Below are 15,344 nucleotides of genomic sequence, written 5' to 3'. Positions count from 1 at the left end.
AGTCCGGGCGCCGGCTTTCAGATTGTGCGGCCATACAGCAGTTTGCCTGCGATGGGAAGGGAAGCGTTGATCGCTGCACGCGGCCCTGCAGGCCACAGATTGCAAGCCGCAGCAGAGCGGCGAGGGGATCAGCCTGGCAAAGTCTTGAACATCTTGTAGTTTTGCAAGGTGACCCCGCCTTTGGTGACGATATTGGGGGTCTCGACGGTCCAGCCCATACGCGTGAAAAATGGCTTTGCCTTTTCGCTGGCAAAGGTCCGAAGACGTCGCACGCCGAATATGCGGGCACGGTCTTCGATGGCAAAATAGACAGTGCGCCCCACGCCCGTGCCCATATGATCGGGTTGCACAAAGGCCAGATCGATCAGCCCCTCGCGGTCAAGGGTCATGAAGCCGGCCATACTGTTGTCTATCTCGGCCACGATACCCGAGACGGTATCAAACCGCCCTCGCCATGTGGCGGGTGCGGGCGCTTTCCCGGCCCAAGCGATGCGTTGTTCGGCCGAATACACATCCGTCGTGCCCTGATGCACCGCTGCAAAGAAAAGCAGCGCGGCTGCATCGGTATCTTGCGGGGTGAGGTCACGCAGGTTGATTGGCATGGGCTCTCCTTGTGGCGAACATCACTAAAGCACAGGGGGAAACGAAAAAAACCGCCCCCTGTTGCCAGGGCGCGGTTTTCATCGTTGTGGCGGTGCAGCGCTGGTTAGCGGCGCAGGCCCAAACGTTTGATCAGGTCCTGATAACGCGCGTCATCTTTACCTTTGACATAGTCCAGAAGCTTCCGGCGTGTCGCAACCATTTTCAAAAGGCCACGGCGACCGTGGTTGTCTTTCTTGTGGGTTTTGAAGTGCTCGGTCAGCGTTGCGATGCGCGAGGACAGAATGGCAACCTGTACTTCGGGCGAACCGGTGTCGCCTTCTTTGGTGCCGAATTCTTTCATGACGCGTGCTTTTTCTTCTTGCGTAATCGACATCGGGGTCTCCTTTTCGAAAGGTTAAAGTGATGGCACAGGCCGGGATGTCGTCCAGCACAGGCCCATGGAGTATCACCCGCTGACAGGAATCATCGGGCGATGGGGGCGTATAGGAAAGTTTCGCCCCCTTGGCAAAGGATTAATGCGGGGCGGGGCACGTTCGCGCCTATGACCGACAAGAGGGCACCCTAGGTTCAGCCGCGCGTTAGCCCCGCAGCGAGGGCCGAGCTGAGGGGGATAAGCGATAGGTCGCCCGGCATCAGCAACTGGTCCGACTGCACCATCGCCACAATCGCCCCGTCCATTGAAATCAGATGAGAGTGCAGATCCTCCGGATCCGGTTCAACTGCCACCTTGGGCGCTATCGCGGCTGCATCGCTATCGTCCCAGACCAGCAGCAGGCTGTCATCTTCTATGTCGAAACTGCGGATATCGACGATGCCATCGGGGCTGACCCAATCACCAAGGATCACATCATCACGCCCTGCGCCCGGGGTCACCGTATCGTTTGATCCCGCAAGGATCACATCATCGCCGCTACCGCCATTCAGGTAATCCCCTTCGTCGATATCGGTGACGCGCGCATCCTGCCGGTCCGGATCGACGGTGCCGTCAATCGTATCGTTCCCCCATCCACCAAAGAGCGCGTCTTGCCCGCGCCCCCCAATCAGCAGGTCATCGCCCAAACCGCCCATCACGGCGTCATCCCCGCTATCCCCGAAAAGCGTATCACCCCCGGCAGAGCCGTTTAGCGTATCGTGGCCCGCGCCGCCCTGCAGGATGTCATCGTCATTATGGCCGGTAAGCCCATCCGCATCCTCGGCCCCCGCCAATAGATCATCGCCGTCATTGCCATGCAGGTCATCGTTGCCCGCGCCGCCCCTCAAGGTATCATCGCCGCTGTCCCCAAACACGGTGTCATCGCCATTGCGCGCCCCTACAAGGTCATCACCGCCATAGCCCGCGATCTGATCGCTGCCGCCCGAGCCGATAATCAGGTCATCCCGGGGGGTGCCGGAGATCACATCGCCGGCCGGTGCATCTTCGTCGGTAGCAGAATCCTCGTCCTCGACCCCGATGTCGATAAAGGCGGCGGCCCCGACGGTGATCAACCCCATTAATCCGGCAAGAAACAGCATGTGCAAACCCGACCCTATTGCCCGCATAACGCGGGGATACAGATGAAACAGCCCCAAAACCCAAGGCCGCATCAGCACCATAGAATCAAGAAAGTTAAGCTTGCCCTAAAGGCTCCAGAAAATCGGTTCCTGCGCATAGCGGATATACAAAGGATGCTTGGGATGCCCGTCCTTGGACAGGCCCAAATGGTACACGGGCGTTTGGCTGCGCGACAGCAGTTCTTGCACCTGCGCACCCCGTTCAAGATGTGCGCCATGGGTACCCCAAGCCGCGATCACCTGATCGGCCCACAAGATACCTTCGTTCAAAATCATATCGTTATCAGGGCCGACGGGGTCTTTGGCCTGACGCATCAACTCGGGGCTGGTTTCGCGCCAGGCAAAGATATTGGTGACCTGAAACCCCCCGAAGCCCAAGGCGCGGGCACGGCGCTCGCACCGCTCGACAGTTGGGTCGTTTTCAATTTCCGTCGCTTTTGACGGATTTAGCATGACGAACAGCACCCGCTCCGCCTCGGGGTGCCAGACGCGGGTCAGACTATAGCGGTAGTTTTCGCAGTCCGAATAGACAGCCGTCGAAGGCGCATCGCCCTTGGTATGGCTGCGCGTGATCACGCAGAACCGGGCTGGTTGAACACACGCGACGGATGCAATTCGCCCGCCTTGAAACGCCCAACAGCAACAGCGCGGCCCTCAAACGACGCCCAGACCTCGTCGCCATATTCAACGTCATGGGCGATCACCATGCCGGGGTTGCCGTTGCGCAGACGAGTGGCCCCTTCCGGCGTGGCTTTCACCTCTGGCAGGTCCTGCAACCCTTGCTCTAACGGCAGCAAATGCGCGTCCAAAGCGTCTGTGCGCGCCATCTCTTCGATCTGCGCCAGCGTCAGCCCTTCAGAGGCCTCGAACGGGCCCGACCAGATGCGGCGCAATTCGCGCACGTGGCCCAGACAGCCCAAGGCTTGTCCCAGATCGCGCGCAATCGACCGGACATAGCCGCCCTTGCCGCACACCATCTCCAACGTCACGTGGTCGGCATCGGGGCGGTCCACCAGCAGCAGCTGTTCGACAAAAAGCGGGCGGGCGGCCAGCTCCATCGTTTCACCGTCGCGGGCCAGTTTGTAGGCGCGCTGGCCGTCGATCTTTACGGCGGAAAACTGCGGCGGCACCTGTTGGATGTCACCGATAAATTTGCCCAAAGCATCCTTGATCGCGTCGTCATCGGGCCGCAGTTCCGAGGTTGCGATGACCTCGCCCTCGGCATCATCGGTATTTGTCGCGATCCCAAGGCGGACCGTAAACTCATAGGCTTTCATCGCGTCCGTGATAAAGGGCACCGTCTTGGTCGCCTCGCCAAGCGCGATTGCCAGAACGCCGGTGGCTTCGGGGTCAAGGGTGCCCGCATGGCCCGCCTTATTCGCGTTCAGCGCCCAACGGACTTTGTTCACCACGGTCGTAGAGGTCGGGCCAGCGGGCTTGTCCACCACCAACCACCCCGAAATATCCCGTCCCTTGCGCCTGCGTCCCATATCAAATGCCCTTAACTGATTTGCCCGCCTCCTATCAAAGGTCCGGCAAGATTGCCCAGAGACTCTGGCTTCCAAATGGTGAAAAATCCTCGCCGAAGGCAAGAAAACTCTTGTTGCGTTACGGCGCGTCGGGCTTCACGACGCCAATGATAGGGCCAAGCGCGCTAAAGCCCAAGTCATTGCGGCCCAGATCGGGTGCGCGCATCCTCGAGATATTGCCATCAAAATAAAGCGCATTTGGCAGCTTCAGGTGATCCCGGAACAGCAGCGCGAAATCATAGAAATTCACCGTCTCGTTCGAGATGGCAAAAACCGCGCGTTTGCCATCGGCGCTGGTACCGACGCCGTTGCGGATATAGCGCGAGGTGCCATCTTTCAGAAAGCGCGGATGCATCTTGCCATCGATCACCAACATCGGTCCCGATTGTGTGGCGCTGCGGCAGTCGGGGGCGTCGCGCAGAAAAGCTTTGGTTTCGATCACATCGGCACGCCCGTCGCGCAGGCAGAGCACGCCGTTGGGCAGCAGGCCAAAGTTACCGGGGCCGTCGCTGCTGATCACCTGCTGATATTCTTTGCCGTTCTCAAGGTAGTAACCCACCGGCGCACGGGTATCGTGATACATGCCCGCGTTCATCGCAAAGCCCAGCTGTGCGCCGCGCTTTTTCAACGCCGTATTCAATGTGTTGAAATATCCATGCGGTTTGCCGTCCGCATCGTAAAGGAACAGCTCAAGCCGGTCCTGCGTCAGGTCGACGTGGCACAGGGTATAGCCGGTGCCGTTGTAGGTCAGGGTTTCGCAGGTCTCGGCTTGGACGGGCGCGGCGGCCCAGCCCATGAAGCCAAGCGCGGCCCAGAACCGTTTCACGCGTCTTCCGATCCGCGGTCGGGTGCGTCAGCATCGCGGCGCACCACGTCCTGCGCCAGCATCCGGCGCGTTTCGTCCATACGGTCGAACGTTTCGTCCAGTTGGAACCGCAGGTCCGGTGCGTATTTCAGGACCAGCTTCTTCGCCATCAACCGGCGGAGCTCGCCCTTGTTGCGCGCAAGCAGCTTAAGCACGTCTTCCTGACCGTCTCCGCCCAAGGGCAGCACATAGGCCGTCGCGATCTTCAGGTCGGGGGAGGCGCGTACTTCGCCCACGGTGATCGACATCCGGTTCAGCTCAGGGTCGTGGACATCGCCACGCGCCAGAACATCCGATAGGGCGCGACGAATGGTTTCGCCTACGCGAAGCTGCCGTTGCGACGGGCCTGAGCCCTCATGAAACTTGTTCTTTGCCATGCGCTTCATCTAAGGGTTCGCTGAGGTTTTGCCAAGCAGATCACCACGCGCTAAACCGGAACCGAATAAGGAGCATAACATGAGCGATACACCCGGCATAGTGATTACAGGGGCTTCGGGCCGCATGGGCCAGATGTTGATTGGGCAGGTTTCTGCCAGCGACAGGGTGCATCTAGCGGGTGCGGTTGAACGTGCCGGGCATGCGTGGGTAGGTCAGGATATCGGCGTTGCTATGGGCGGCACTGCCGTTGGCGTGATCGTGACCGATAACGCGGCAAAGGCGATGCAAGACGCGCAGGCGGTCATCGATTTCACCGCTCCGGAAGCGACACTCGCCTTCGCCAAGATCGCGGCTGATGCGGGTGTGGTTCATGTTATCGGCACCACCGGTATGACCGACGCGCAGATCGGCGCGCTGGACGGACCTTCAAAGCAGACGGTGATCGTGCGGGCGGGCAACATGAGCCTGGGCGTTAACCTTTTGACCCAGTTGACCAAACGTGTCGCGGCCGCGCTTGATGAAGACTTTGATATCGAGGTGATAGAGGCGCATCACAACCAGAAGGTCGACGCGCCGTCGGGCACTGCGCTGATGCTGGGCGAAGCCGCCGCGGAAGGGCGCGGCGTCGCGCTGGCGGATGTCTCTGACCGCGGACGCGACGGGATCACCGGCGCGCGCAAGCGGGGTGACATCGGGTTCACAGCGATCCGCGGGGGCGACATTGTGGGCGAACATGACGTGATGTTCGCTGCCGCGGGCGAGCGAATCATCTTGCGCCACATCGCGTCGGATCGCGCGGTTTTTGCGCGCGGTGCCATCAAAGCTGCCGTTTGGGGGCAGGGGAAACCTGCCGGAGCCTATGATATGCTGGACGTTCTGGGCCTGAACGACTGACGCCTCCCGCCGCCCTGTCGCTTAACCGTGGTGAAACTATCTTAACCTCTGGCCCGTATGTTCATGGGAACAATCTGGTTGGAGGGTGTGATGAAAAAACTGACGTTACTGACCTGCGCAGCGTTCTTTGCGCTGACCGGGGCCGCTTGGGCAGAATTCCAGAAACTGGACAGCCAGCGCGATTTCATTTCGGTGGTGGAAGGTAAAACACTGACCCGCCCGCTGGTCGAATTGCGCGTCACCGAAAGCGGCGGCATATCGGGTACAGGTGCCGTGTGGGACGTGTCGGGCCAATGGGTCTGGAAGGGCGGGTATTTCTGCCGCAGCCTGATCTGGGGCGATGACGACCTTGGCTACAATTGTCAGGAAGTCGCTGTAAACGGTGGGAAAATCCGCTTTACCTCGGATAAGGGGGCAGGGCAGTCAGCGGTCTTCTCGTTGAAATAGTCTCGCCTATCTGCAAGCGCCACAGGGCGCTTGGCCGTAATCTTGATCTGCGCGACGCAGGGTCAGCGCATGGGGGATTCAGCGCATAGGGGGCACGTGTCTTAAAAATCGACAGCGATGCCCTTTTTCTCCCAATCGCCGTAGCGGACAGGCTCTGGTCCGTCGCGACCACCAAGCTCTGTCGGCAGGTCCAGCGCCTGCGCGGCCTTGCGGCGTTCGGCGGCCTCCGCCAGCGCGCGCTGCGCGGCGGCGGGAAGCTCTTGTACCATCGGCATCGGGTCGGGCGTGGGTTCTGGCGGGATATCCGGCCCGGGCTCCGGCATGGGTGTCGGATCATGGGGTGGGCTTGGCATGGGGCGTTTGCCGGCTTCGGTCATACTCTCATCCTCTTGAGGCCACTGTCCCCTTGATATACGCCGGAACCAAGCCCAGACAACCCGGGCACCCCAAAGAAGAAAGCGTATCGCATGTCAGACACCGGCGTTCAGGCCCGCAGAAGTGCGGTGTACCTTTTGGATATGATCCTGGGGGAAGAACGTCTGATGTCAGAGCTCTTGTCGGCGGGGGCGTTGGACAAGCTGCCCCCCGATGACCGCGCACGGGCGCAGCGTCTGGCAATGGATACCCTGCGCGGAATGGAACGCGCCGACCGTCTGTTGCAGAAACACCTGTCGAAATACCCGCCGCTGACCGTGCGCAACGCGCTGCGCGTCGGCACCGTCGAACTGTGTCAGGGCGGCGCGGCCCACGGCGTGGTGAATGCGATGGTCGAACTGGTGGCAACGCATAAGAAACTCGGGCACCTCAAGGGGCTGACCAATGCCGTTTTGCGCAAAATCGCCGCCGAAGGGCCAGAGGCATGGGCGGCCTTGCGCGCGCCGCGCTTGCCAAAATGGCTGCGCGGCCCGCTGACCGAAGCCTGGGGGCCCGACGCGATGACAGGTATCGAAGCCGCGCATTTCGCAGGTGCGCCACTGGATCTGACCGCGAAACGAGATCCTGAAGGTTTAGCCGCGGCCGTGGGCGGCACCGTCTTGCCCACCGGTTCGGTGCGCGTCGCGGATGCGGGGCAGGTCACCACCATGCCCGGTTTTGCCGAGGGCGATTGGTGGGTGCAGGACGCCGCCGCGGCGCTGCCCGTGAAAATCCTTGCGCCACAAAAAGGCGAGGCCGTGCTCGATCTTTGCGCCGCGCCTGGGGGCAAAACCATGCAGCTTGCCGCCGCAGGTGCGCAGGTGACGGCGGTCGATAACTCCAAGCAGCGGATGCAGCGGGTTCGGGAAAACCTTGCACGGGTGCATCTGCCGGCCAAAGTCGTTGTCGTCGATGCGCGCCGGTTCGAGGGGACGTTTGACGCGATTCTGCTGGATGCGCCTTGCTCTGCCACGGGCACGATCCGCCGTCACCCCGATCTGCCCCACGCCAAGGATGGGTCCGAATTCGGTGATCTGATCGAGCTGCAGTCGGAAATGATCGACCATGCGTGGTCCCTTCTCAACCCCGGGGGGCGCTTGATTTTCTGCACCTGCTCCCTGCTGCCCGACGAAGGCGAAGTGCAGGTCGACGAGGCGTTGGAACGTCATGCGGATATGCGGGTCGACCGCGACGCTTTGGCTGTGCCCGGTGTTGATCCCGCGTGGACAACCCAAGAGGGCGGCCTGCGTTTGCGCCCCGATTATTGGCCTGAACTGGGTGGCATGGACGGGTTTTACATCGCCTGCCTGCGTAAGGACGCCTAAAGGCCCAACCTGACGCGGGCGGATTTGCGTCGCCCGCAAAAACCCGTGTCAAAATGCGGTGACTCAGGTGGCAACAGCGGCTAACATCCGCAAAACGCCAGCAGAGCGTACAAGGGCAGCCGCATGACAAGTACCAGCTTCAATGCGCGAAAGACGCGTTTTCTAAACCGGTGGCACGCCCGTGCCGCGACCAAAACGCGTACCCAAGCGAGGGGATTCGTTTCCTCGCCCGAACCGCGCACCATCGGGTCTTTTGCGCGGGGCCGGCAGCTGATCGCGGGCAACCTCCTGTTTTCCGGCAGTCTGATCGAAGCGCCGGACGCGTCAAGTCTGTGGGAAGTCGCCTCGCCGGATCAGGATTTCGCGCGTGATCTGCACGGTTTCGCCTGGATGGATGATCTGGCTGCGGTTGGCGATGTGCGCGCCCGCGGCACGGCGCAGCGTTGGCTTTGGGGCTGGATCGACCATTACGGCAAGGGCCGAGGCATCGGCTGGACCCCTGATCTGACCGGCCGGCGGCTGATCCGCTGGATCAACCACGCGCTGTTTGTACTGCGTGGCACCTCGCAGGACGAAAGCGATGTCTTCTATCGCTCGCTGGTCGAACAAACGGATTTCCTGTCGCGTCGCTGGCATGCCGCAGCCCCGGGATTGCCGCGGTTCGAGGCGCTGACCGGGTTGATCTACGCCGGTCTTTCGCTTGAGGGGCAAGAGGCGCGCGCCGATCCGGCGATCAAGGCACTGGCCCGCGAATGCGAGGCGCAGATCGATGCGCAGGGCGGCCTGCCCACCCGCAACCCCGAAGAGCTGTTGCACGCATTTACCCTTCTGACATGGGCCGCCGCCGCGCTAAGCGATGCGGGACGCGGCACGCCAACTGCGCATATGGAGGCGATCGAACGCATCGCGCCCACCCTACGCACCCTGCGGCATTCCGACGGCGGGCTGGCGCGGTTTCATGGCGGCGGGCGCGGGGCCGAAGGCTGGCTGGATCACGCGCTGGCCACGGCGAAGATCAAGACGCGCCAGCCGGACGGGCTGTCGATGGGGTATGCGCGCCTGTCCGCAGGGCGCACCAGTGTGATCGTCGACGCCAGCCCGCCCCCCGGCGGGGCCGCATCGTTCAATGCCCATGCCTCTACGCTTGCGTTTGAACTGACCAGCGGGCGGCGCCCTTTGGTCGTGAACTGCGGGCCGGGCGATTCATTTGGTGCTGATTGGCGGCGGGCGGGGCGTGCGACACCGTCGCATTCCGGCCTGTCGCTTGGCGGCTATTCCAGCGCGCGTCTGGCAGATCCCGACCGGCACACGGGCGCCGAGGCTTTGATCGAATGCCCGACCTACGTGCCCGTCGAAATCGGCTCCGTCGGGGATGGCACCCAGTTTCAGGGCGCGCATAATGGCTATGTCGCGGGCTTTGGCCTGACCCATGCCCGCAGCCTGGAACTGACCCACGACGGTCGCGGCCTCGCGGGGGAGGACATGCTGCTCGCGATGGAGCCCGCTGAAAAGCGTGTCTTTGATCGGGAAATGGATGCGGTGAAGCTTGCCGGTATCCCGTTCGAGATTCGTTTCCACCTGCACCCGGATGTGGATGCCACCGTCGATCTGGGCGGGGCGGCAATTTCCATGGCCCAGAAAAGCGGCGAAATCTGGGTGTTCCGTCATGATGGCACACATAAACTGTCTTTGGAACCAAGCGTTTACCTTGAGCGCAACCGGCTGAAACCCCGCGCGTCGGTGCAAATTCTGCTTAGCGGGCGGGTCGTCGACTATGCGAGCAGGGTCAGGTGGTCCTTGTCCAAAGCGCAGGAAACTGCGATTGGCGTGCGAGATTTATCGCTCGACGATCCATATGATGACCAAGACTGACCAAAGGAACCTCCCCGATGCCTGATCTTCACCCCGTCTCCCGCGCGCTTCTTTCCGTATCTGACAAGACCGGTCTGGTCGAGCTGGGGCAGGCGCTCGCGGCGCATGGGGTCGAATTGCTGAGCACCGGCGGCACCGCCAAGGCGCTGCGCGACGCAGGTCTGGAGGTCAAGGATGTGTCCGAGGTCACCGGCTTCCCCGAGATGATGGACGGTCGGGTCAAGACGCTGCACCCCGTCGTGCACGGTGGGTTGCTGGCGTTGCGTGACAATGACGAACACGTCGCGGCGATGGACAAACATGACATTGGCGCAATCGATCTGGTTGTGGTGAACCTGTATCCCTTTGAAGAAACCGTCGCCAAAGGGGCGGAATATGCCGAGGTGATCGAGAATATCGATATCGGTGGCCCTGCGATGATCCGCTCTGCCGCGAAGAACCACGGTTTTGTGAATGTGATCGTCGATGTCGAAGATTATGCGACAGTGATCAACGAACTGTCCGAGAATAACGGGCAGACCACCTATGCGCTGCGCCAGCGTTTGGCGCAGACGGCCTATGCCCGCACGGCGGCCTATGACACGGCTGTCAGCACATGGATGGCCGCGCAGGTCGGGGACACCCCGCGTCGTCGTACCGTGGGCGGCACGCTGGCGCAGACCTTGCGCTACGGCGAGAACCCCCACCAGCAAGCGGCCTTCTACACCGACGGCTCGGCACGTCCTGGTGTTGCTACGGCGACCCAGCATCAGGGTAAAGAACTGTCGTATAACAATATCAACGACACCGATGCAGCCTTTGAACTAGTCAGCGAATTCGATCCGGCCAATGGGCCTGCCTGTGCGATCATCAAGCACGCCAATCCCTGCGGCGTGGCGCAAGGCACGTCGATGGTGGATGCCTATACCCGCGCGTTCGACTGCGACCGCACCAGCGCCTTTGGCGGGATTATCGCGCTGAACCAGACGCTTGACGCCGAAACCGCCGAGGCGATCAGCGCGATCTTTACCGAGGTCGTGATCGCGCCGAACGCTACACCCGAAGCAATGGAAATTTTTGGCAAGAAGAAGAACCTCCGCTTGCTGACCACCAACGGTCTGGCCGATCCGGCACAGGCGGCGTTGTCGTTCCGTCAGGTGTCGGGGGGCTATCTGGTGCAGGACAAAGACGTTGGCCGCATCACCATGGATGACCTGAAGGTCGTGACAAAGCGCCAGCCGTCCGATCAAGAGTTGTCGGACCTGATGTTCGCCTGGACCGTCGCGAAACACGTGAAATCCAACGCAATCATCTACGTCAAGGATGGCGCGACCGTGGGCGTCGGTGCCGGCCAGATGAGCCGCGTCGACAGCACGCGTATCGCCGCACGCAAAGCGCAGGATATGGCCGAAGCCATGGGCTTGCCCGCACCGCTGACGCAGGGCTCTGTCGTCGCTTCCGATGCGTTCTTCCCCTTTGCTGACGGGTTGATCACTGCCGCAGAAGCAGGGGCGACAGCGCTTATCCAGCCCGGCGGGTCGATGCGGGATGACGAAGTGATCGCGGCAGCGGATGAGGCCGGGCTTGCCATGGTCTTTACCGGCATGCGCCACTTCCGCCACTAACCACGGAAAGCGGTCGTTATGCGTACTATTTTTTGGGCCGGTTTTGCGGCGTTTCTTGCGGATCAGCTTAGCAAGTATCTTGTCGTGCATACGATGGAGCTTAGCCGTATCCGGTCCATCGACGTATTGCCGCCGCTGATCAACTTTCGCTACGGCGAGAACCGCGGGATCAACTTTGGCCTTTTCGGTGACGGGTCCGACGCAAGTCGTTGGATCCTCATCGGGCTGGCCTGTGCAATCTGCGTGGGCGTGCTGATCTGGGCAAGCCGCCAAACCATGAGCCTTTGGGCCAATATCAGCGCAGGTCTGCTGATCGGGGGGGCGTTGGCCAATGTGGTTGATCGCCTGATCTACGGCTATGTGCTTGATTTCTTGAACATGTCTTGTTGCGGTATCAATAATCCTTTCGTGTTCAACATCGCCGATATCTTCATTTTTGCGGGCGCTTTGGGGCTGATTTACTTTACCGGCGACACCAAAAAACCGGCGAAAGCCACACCGAAAAAGGCCCAGAAAAAAGGCCAGTGACAATTACCGCGTGACTGCGATATTGGTACAAAGACCTTAACAAGTCCTTAAGGAGATCCGTCATGCGCTTTGTCGCCGCTCTTGTCTTGCTACCGCTTGCCCTTGGGGCCTGCGGCAACACTGGCCTGCGGGACATTCGCAGCACTGCGAAAGGGCCTGACGAATTCATGGTCCAGCCCTCCAAACCCTTGCAGCAGCCTGACAGCTATAACGCGCTGCCCGTGCCTACGCCGGGGCAGGCGAACTTGACCGACCGCAACGCGATTGCCGAAGGGGTTCTGGCCTTTGGCGGCACGCCGCAAAGCAATGCAGCAGGCATCCCCGCCTCGGATGCCGCGCTGGTGCAACAGGCCAGCCGCATGGGCGTGTCGGCGAACATCCGTCAGGAACTTGCCGAAACCGATGCTGCGTTCCGCAAGCGCAAGGCGCGGTTCACGCAGATCAAGATCGTGCCGACAGATCGCTACGACCAAGCCTACAAACGCCAGATCCTGGATGCCCCCCGCGAGGCCGCGCGCTGGCGTCGGGCCGGTGCACGCACGCCCTCCGCCCCTCCGGCAGAGTGACGCTGGCCGAATTACAATTCTGTTAGGTCCCTTGATCACCCCGTGGGGTGGCGTAAGTAAGAGGTCTCAGGACCCTGCTCAAAGGACCGACCATGATCAGATTACCGGCCCTCGGGGCCCTATTGGCGCTTGCGCTGCCCACCACAGCCGCGCTTGCGCGTGACAACGAAGACGTCACGCATTTCACCTTGGACAACGGGATGGAGGTCGTGGTCGTCGAAGACCACCGCGCCCCCGCTGTGCAGCAGATGGTGTGGTACCGCGCTGGCTCGGCGGACGAACCCAAAGGGTCGTCGGGCGTGGCGCATTTTCTGGAACACCTGCTTTTCAAAGCCACCGACAAGATGGAGTCGGGCGAGTTTTCAGCCACGGTTGCCAAGAATGGCGGGCGCGATAACGCCTTCACCAGTTATGATTATACCGCCTATTTCCAACGGGTTGCCGCAGACCGGCTTGAACTGATGATGCAGATGGAATCCGACCGGATGAAAAACATCCGTCTGACACCGGAAAACATCGCGACCGAACGGGATGTGATTATCGAAGAACGCAACCAGCGCACCGAAAATGACCCGAGCGCGCTGTTCCGTGAACAGCTTAATGCCGCGCAATACCTCAACCACCGCTACGGCACGCCCATCATCGGATGGATGCACGAGATGCGCTCGCTGGACCTGCAGGATGCGCTGGATTTCTACAAGCTGTATTACTCCCCCAACAACGCGATCCTTGTCGTGTCTGGGGATGTAGAGCCTGAAAACGTTCGCACCCTGGCAGAACAATATTACGGCAAGATCCCCGCCAATCCGGATCTGCCCGACCGATCGCGGACGCAAGAGCCACCACAGACCGCCGAACGTCGCCTGATCTTTCGCGATGACCGCGTTGCACAGGAATACGTCAGCCGGTCCTATCTGGCGCAGGAACGGGATCCCGGTGACCAGAAAACCGCAGCGGCCCTGACCATGTTGGCCGAACTGCTGGGCGGTGGCACCACATCCTATTTCGCCGAAAAACTGCAGTTTGACGCGCCCGTCGCGACCTATTCAGCGGCGTTCTATAGCGGTCAATCGCTGGACGATACGACTTTTAACCTTGTCGTCGTGCCGCAACCGGGCGTGTCCTTGCAGGACGCCGAAGATGCCATGGACACCGCCATCGCGGGTTTCATGAAAGACGGGGTGGATGCCGAGCAACTTGAACGGATCAAGCAACAGGTCCGTGCCGAACAAATTTATGCCCGCGATAACGCCGACAGCGTCGCCAACCGCTATGGCAGCGCCCTCGCCATCGGGTTGACCGTGCAGGACGTGCAGGATTGGCCGGATGTGCTTGAGGCCGTGACAGCCGAAGACATCATGCAGGCCGCCAAAGATGTGTTTAACCGCGAAGCCTCTGTCACAGGGTGGCTGATGCGCGAAGAGGTGACGGAATGAGACTGTTTTACGCAATCGTCCTGACGGTTCTGGCCGCGCTGCCCGCCCGTGCCGAGGTGGACATCCAAGAGGTGACGTCCCCCGGTGGCATCACCGCGTGGCTGGTAGAGGAACATTCGATCCCCTTCGTCGCACTTGATGTGCGCTTTCGCGGCGGTGCATCGCTGGATGCCCCCGAAAAACGCGGCGCAATCAACCTGATGACGGGCCTGCTGGAAGAGGGGGCCGGTGACATGGACGCACGCGATTTCGCCCGTGCCGCCGAAGGGCTGGCCAGCAGCTTCCGGTTCAGCGTGGATGACGACGCGCTTTCCGTATCCTCGCGTTTTCTCACCGAAAATCAGGACGCTTCGATCGCGTTGTTGAAACAGGCGTTGCAAACGCCTCGGTTTGACCCGGACGCGATTGAACGGGTGCGCGGGCAGGTGCTTTCGGGGATCCGCTCCAGCGCGAAAGACCCGAACGATATCGCGCGTAAAAAGATGGACGAGCTGCTGTATGGCGATCACCCCTACGGCTCGCCGCTCAGCGGGACCGAAGAAACGGTGACCGCTCTGACACGCGATGACCTTGTCGCGGCACATAAGGCTGTGCTGGCGCGCGACCGTATCTTCATCGGTGCGGTGGGGGACATCACGCCAGAAGAGCTGGGCCTGATGCTTGACGAACTGTTGGGCGATCTGCCCGAAACCGGTGCACCGCTGCCCCCACAGGCCGAGGTCTCTATCCCGTCGGGCACGACGGTCGTCGATTTTCCGACGCCCCAATCCGTCGCGATTTTTGCGCAAAAGGGCATTTCCCAGAAGGATGATGATTTCTTTGCCGCGACCGTGTTGAACCAAGTGCTTGGCGGTGGCTCGTTTGAAAGCCGTCTGATGACCGAAGTGCGCGAGAAACGCGGGCTGACCTATGGCGTCTATTCCTATCTGGTGCCGATGGATCTGGCTGAAACATGGCAAGGATCGGTCAGTTCGGCGAACGACCGGATCGGGCAGGCGATGGATGTGATCAAGGACGAATGGGCCAAAGCCGCGGCCGAGGGCGTAACCCAGCAAGAGTTGGACGATGCCAAGACCTATATCACAGGCTCCTACCCGCTGCGTTTTGACGGCAACCAGACCATCGCGAGCATCCTTGTGGGGATGCAGATGATCGACCTGCCCATCGATTATATCGCCACGCGCAACGACAAGGTCGAGGCGGTGACGCTGGACGATGTGAAACGTGTTGCCGACGACCTGCTGGACCCTGACGGGCTGGCCTTTGTTGTTGTCGGCCAACCCGAAGGGATCGAGGCCACGGCGCAGGAAAGCGACTGACCGCTGCTTTCAC

Annotated in this window: 17 protein-coding genes; 9 read left to right on the top strand and 8 right to left on the bottom strand. The window is 61.1% G+C overall.

All coding sequences use genetic code 11. The features are described 5' to 3' along the window. Positions 1-128: 128 nt before the first annotated feature. The 7 genes from EE36_RS05500 to rbfA all read right to left on the bottom strand — a co-directional run bounded on the left by EE36_RS05500 (position 129) and on the right by rbfA (position 4,925). The gene (locus EE36_RS05500; RefSeq protein ID WP_005850270.1) at positions 129-602 is read right to left on the bottom strand and encodes a GNAT family N-acetyltransferase; all 474 of its coding nucleotides are present in this window, start codon (positions 600-602) and stop codon (positions 129-131) included. Between the two features lie 104 nt (positions 603-706). Continuing rightward, positions 707-976, bottom strand: a complete 270-nt coding sequence (rpsO, locus tag EE36_RS05495; protein WP_005850267.1) for a 30S ribosomal protein S15 — start codon at positions 974-976, stop codon at positions 707-709. Between the two features lie 194 nt (positions 977-1,170). Next, on the bottom strand, positions 1,171-2,115 hold the full coding sequence (locus EE36_RS05490; protein WP_005850265.1) for a calcium-binding protein: 945 nt from the start codon (positions 2,113-2,115) through the stop codon (positions 1,171-1,173). Positions 2,116-2,220: 105 nt separating this feature from the next. Continuing rightward, positions 2,221-2,730, bottom strand: a complete 510-nt coding sequence (locus EE36_RS05485) for a DUF1643 domain-containing protein (RefSeq protein ID WP_005850263.1) — start codon at positions 2,728-2,730, stop codon at positions 2,221-2,223. Then, positions 2,727-3,644: a tRNA pseudouridine(55) synthase TruB gene (truB, locus tag EE36_RS05480; RefSeq protein WP_005850261.1), complete on the bottom strand. Its 918-nt coding sequence runs from the start codon at positions 3,642-3,644 to the stop codon at positions 2,727-2,729. The genes EE36_RS05485 and truB overlap by 4 nt, the downstream gene beginning before the upstream one ends. Before the next feature lie 118 nt (positions 3,645-3,762). Beyond that, a complete protein-coding gene (locus EE36_RS05475) occupies positions 3,763-4,509 on the bottom strand; it encodes a phosphodiester glycosidase family protein (protein ID WP_005850259.1) in 747 nt (248 codons plus the stop codon). Continuing rightward, positions 4,506-4,925, bottom strand: coding sequence for a 30S ribosome-binding factor RbfA (gene rbfA / locus EE36_RS05470; RefSeq protein WP_037953962.1), 420 nt, complete (start codon positions 4,923-4,925; stop codon positions 4,506-4,508). Before rbfA ends, EE36_RS05475 begins: the two co-directional genes overlap by 4 nt. Positions 4,926-5,004: 79 nt before the next feature. On the opposite strand from rbfA, the gene dapB reads away from it, so the two are divergent. Together dapB and EE36_RS05460 are read left to right on the top strand one after the other, a co-directional pair. Continuing rightward, the gene (gene dapB, locus EE36_RS05465; protein ID WP_005850254.1) at positions 5,005-5,820 is read left to right on the top strand and encodes a 4-hydroxy-tetrahydrodipicolinate reductase; all 816 of its coding nucleotides are present in this window, start codon (positions 5,005-5,007) and stop codon (positions 5,818-5,820) included. Between the two features lie 90 nt (positions 5,821-5,910). Next, complete coding sequence (locus EE36_RS05460) at positions 5,911-6,267, top strand: dihydrodipicolinate reductase (protein ID WP_254655545.1); 357 nt, start codon at positions 5,911-5,913, stop codon at positions 6,265-6,267. A gap of 101 nt (positions 6,268-6,368) precedes the next feature. Here the strand turns inward: EE36_RS05460 and EE36_RS17585 are convergent, their stop codons facing one another. Continuing rightward, complete coding sequence (locus EE36_RS17585) at positions 6,369-6,542, bottom strand: DUF1674 domain-containing protein (RefSeq protein WP_197145971.1); 174 nt, start codon at positions 6,540-6,542, stop codon at positions 6,369-6,371. Between the two features lie 192 nt (positions 6,543-6,734). Between EE36_RS17585 and EE36_RS05450 the strand changes: the two genes are divergently transcribed. From EE36_RS05450 to EE36_RS05420, 7 genes are all read left to right on the top strand, one after another. Beyond that, positions 6,735-8,006 carry an RsmB/NOP family class I SAM-dependent RNA methyltransferase gene (locus EE36_RS05450; protein ID WP_005850248.1) on the top strand — a complete coding sequence of 424 codons (1,272 nt, stop codon included), beginning with the start codon at positions 6,735-6,737 and terminating at the stop codon, positions 8,004-8,006. A gap of 123 nt (positions 8,007-8,129) precedes the next feature. Continuing rightward, positions 8,130-9,878, top strand: coding sequence for a heparinase II/III family protein (locus tag EE36_RS05445; protein ID WP_005850246.1), 1,749 nt, complete (start codon positions 8,130-8,132; stop codon positions 9,876-9,878). Between the two features lie 17 nt (positions 9,879-9,895). Then, entirely contained in the window at positions 9,896-11,482 is a 1,587-nt protein-coding gene (gene purH, locus EE36_RS05440) for a bifunctional phosphoribosylaminoimidazolecarboxamide formyltransferase/IMP cyclohydrolase (protein ID WP_005850244.1), read from the top strand. Positions 11,483-11,500: 18 nt separating this feature from the next. Further along, entirely contained in the window at positions 11,501-12,010 is a 510-nt protein-coding gene (lspA, locus tag EE36_RS05435; protein WP_005850242.1) for a signal peptidase II, read from the top strand. Between the two features lie 62 nt (positions 12,011-12,072). Next, positions 12,073-12,576 carry a DUF3035 domain-containing protein gene (locus EE36_RS05430; protein WP_005850240.1) on the top strand — a complete coding sequence of 168 codons (504 nt, stop codon included), beginning with the start codon at positions 12,073-12,075 and terminating at the stop codon, positions 12,574-12,576. A 92-nt stretch (positions 12,577-12,668) separates the two neighbouring features. Further along, a complete protein-coding gene (locus EE36_RS05425; protein ID WP_039911630.1) occupies positions 12,669-14,012 on the top strand; it encodes a pitrilysin family protein in 1,344 nt (447 codons plus the stop codon). Then, a complete protein-coding gene (locus tag EE36_RS05420; protein ID WP_005850236.1) occupies positions 14,009-15,331 on the top strand; it encodes a pitrilysin family protein in 1,323 nt (440 codons plus the stop codon). The genes EE36_RS05425 and EE36_RS05420 overlap by 4 nt, the downstream gene beginning before the upstream one ends. Positions 15,332-15,344: the final 13 nt, after the last annotated feature.

It is taken from the genome of Sulfitobacter sp. EE-36, assembly GCF_000152605.1.
Classification (GTDB): Bacteria; Pseudomonadota; Alphaproteobacteria; order Rhodobacterales; family Rhodobacteraceae; genus Sulfitobacter; species Sulfitobacter pontiacus.
The sequence above is the reverse complement of the archived record's forward strand: the minus strand, read 5'-3'. Positions and strand labels throughout refer to the sequence as shown.

Excerpts from the sequence above, each read along its gene's own strand:
- EE36_RS05500 (WP_005850270.1), bottom strand. The coding sequence starts at position 602 with ATGCCAATCAACCTGCGTGACCTCACCCCGCAAGATACCGATGCAGCC.
- rpsO (WP_005850267.1), bottom strand. The coding sequence starts at position 976 with ATGTCGATTACGCAAGAAGAAAAAGCACGCGTCATGAAAGAATTCGGC.
- EE36_RS05490 (WP_005850265.1), bottom strand. The coding sequence starts at position 2,115 with ATGCTGTTTCTTGCCGGATTAATGGGGTTGATCACCGTCGGGGCCGCC.
- truB (WP_005850261.1), bottom strand. The coding sequence starts at position 3,644 with ATGGGACGCAGGCGCAAGGGACGGGATATTTCGGGGTGGTTGGTGGTG.
- rbfA (WP_037953962.1), bottom strand. The coding sequence starts at position 4,925 with ATGGCAAAGAACAAGTTTCATGAGGGCTCAGGCCCGTCGCAACGGCAG.
- dapB (WP_005850254.1), top strand. The coding sequence starts at position 5,005 with ATGAGCGATACACCCGGCATAGTGATTACAGGGGCTTCGGGCCGCATG.
- EE36_RS05460 (WP_254655545.1), top strand. The coding sequence starts at position 5,911 with ATGAAAAAACTGACGTTACTGACCTGCGCAGCGTTCTTTGCGCTGACC.
- EE36_RS17585 (WP_197145971.1), bottom strand. The coding sequence starts at position 6,542 with ATGCCGATGGTACAAGAGCTTCCCGCCGCCGCGCAGCGCGCGCTGGCG.
- EE36_RS05450 (WP_005850248.1), top strand. The coding sequence starts at position 6,735 with ATGTCAGACACCGGCGTTCAGGCCCGCAGAAGTGCGGTGTACCTTTTG.
- EE36_RS05445 (WP_005850246.1), top strand. The coding sequence starts at position 8,130 with ATGACAAGTACCAGCTTCAATGCGCGAAAGACGCGTTTTCTAAACCGG.
- purH (WP_005850244.1), top strand. The coding sequence starts at position 9,896 with ATGCCTGATCTTCACCCCGTCTCCCGCGCGCTTCTTTCCGTATCTGAC.
- lspA (WP_005850242.1), top strand. The coding sequence starts at position 11,501 with ATGCGTACTATTTTTTGGGCCGGTTTTGCGGCGTTTCTTGCGGATCAG.
- EE36_RS05430 (WP_005850240.1), top strand. The coding sequence starts at position 12,073 with ATGCGCTTTGTCGCCGCTCTTGTCTTGCTACCGCTTGCCCTTGGGGCC.
- EE36_RS05425 (WP_039911630.1), top strand. The coding sequence starts at position 12,669 with ATGATCAGATTACCGGCCCTCGGGGCCCTATTGGCGCTTGCGCTGCCC.
- EE36_RS05420 (WP_005850236.1), top strand. The coding sequence starts at position 14,009 with ATGAGACTGTTTTACGCAATCGTCCTGACGGTTCTGGCCGCGCTGCCC.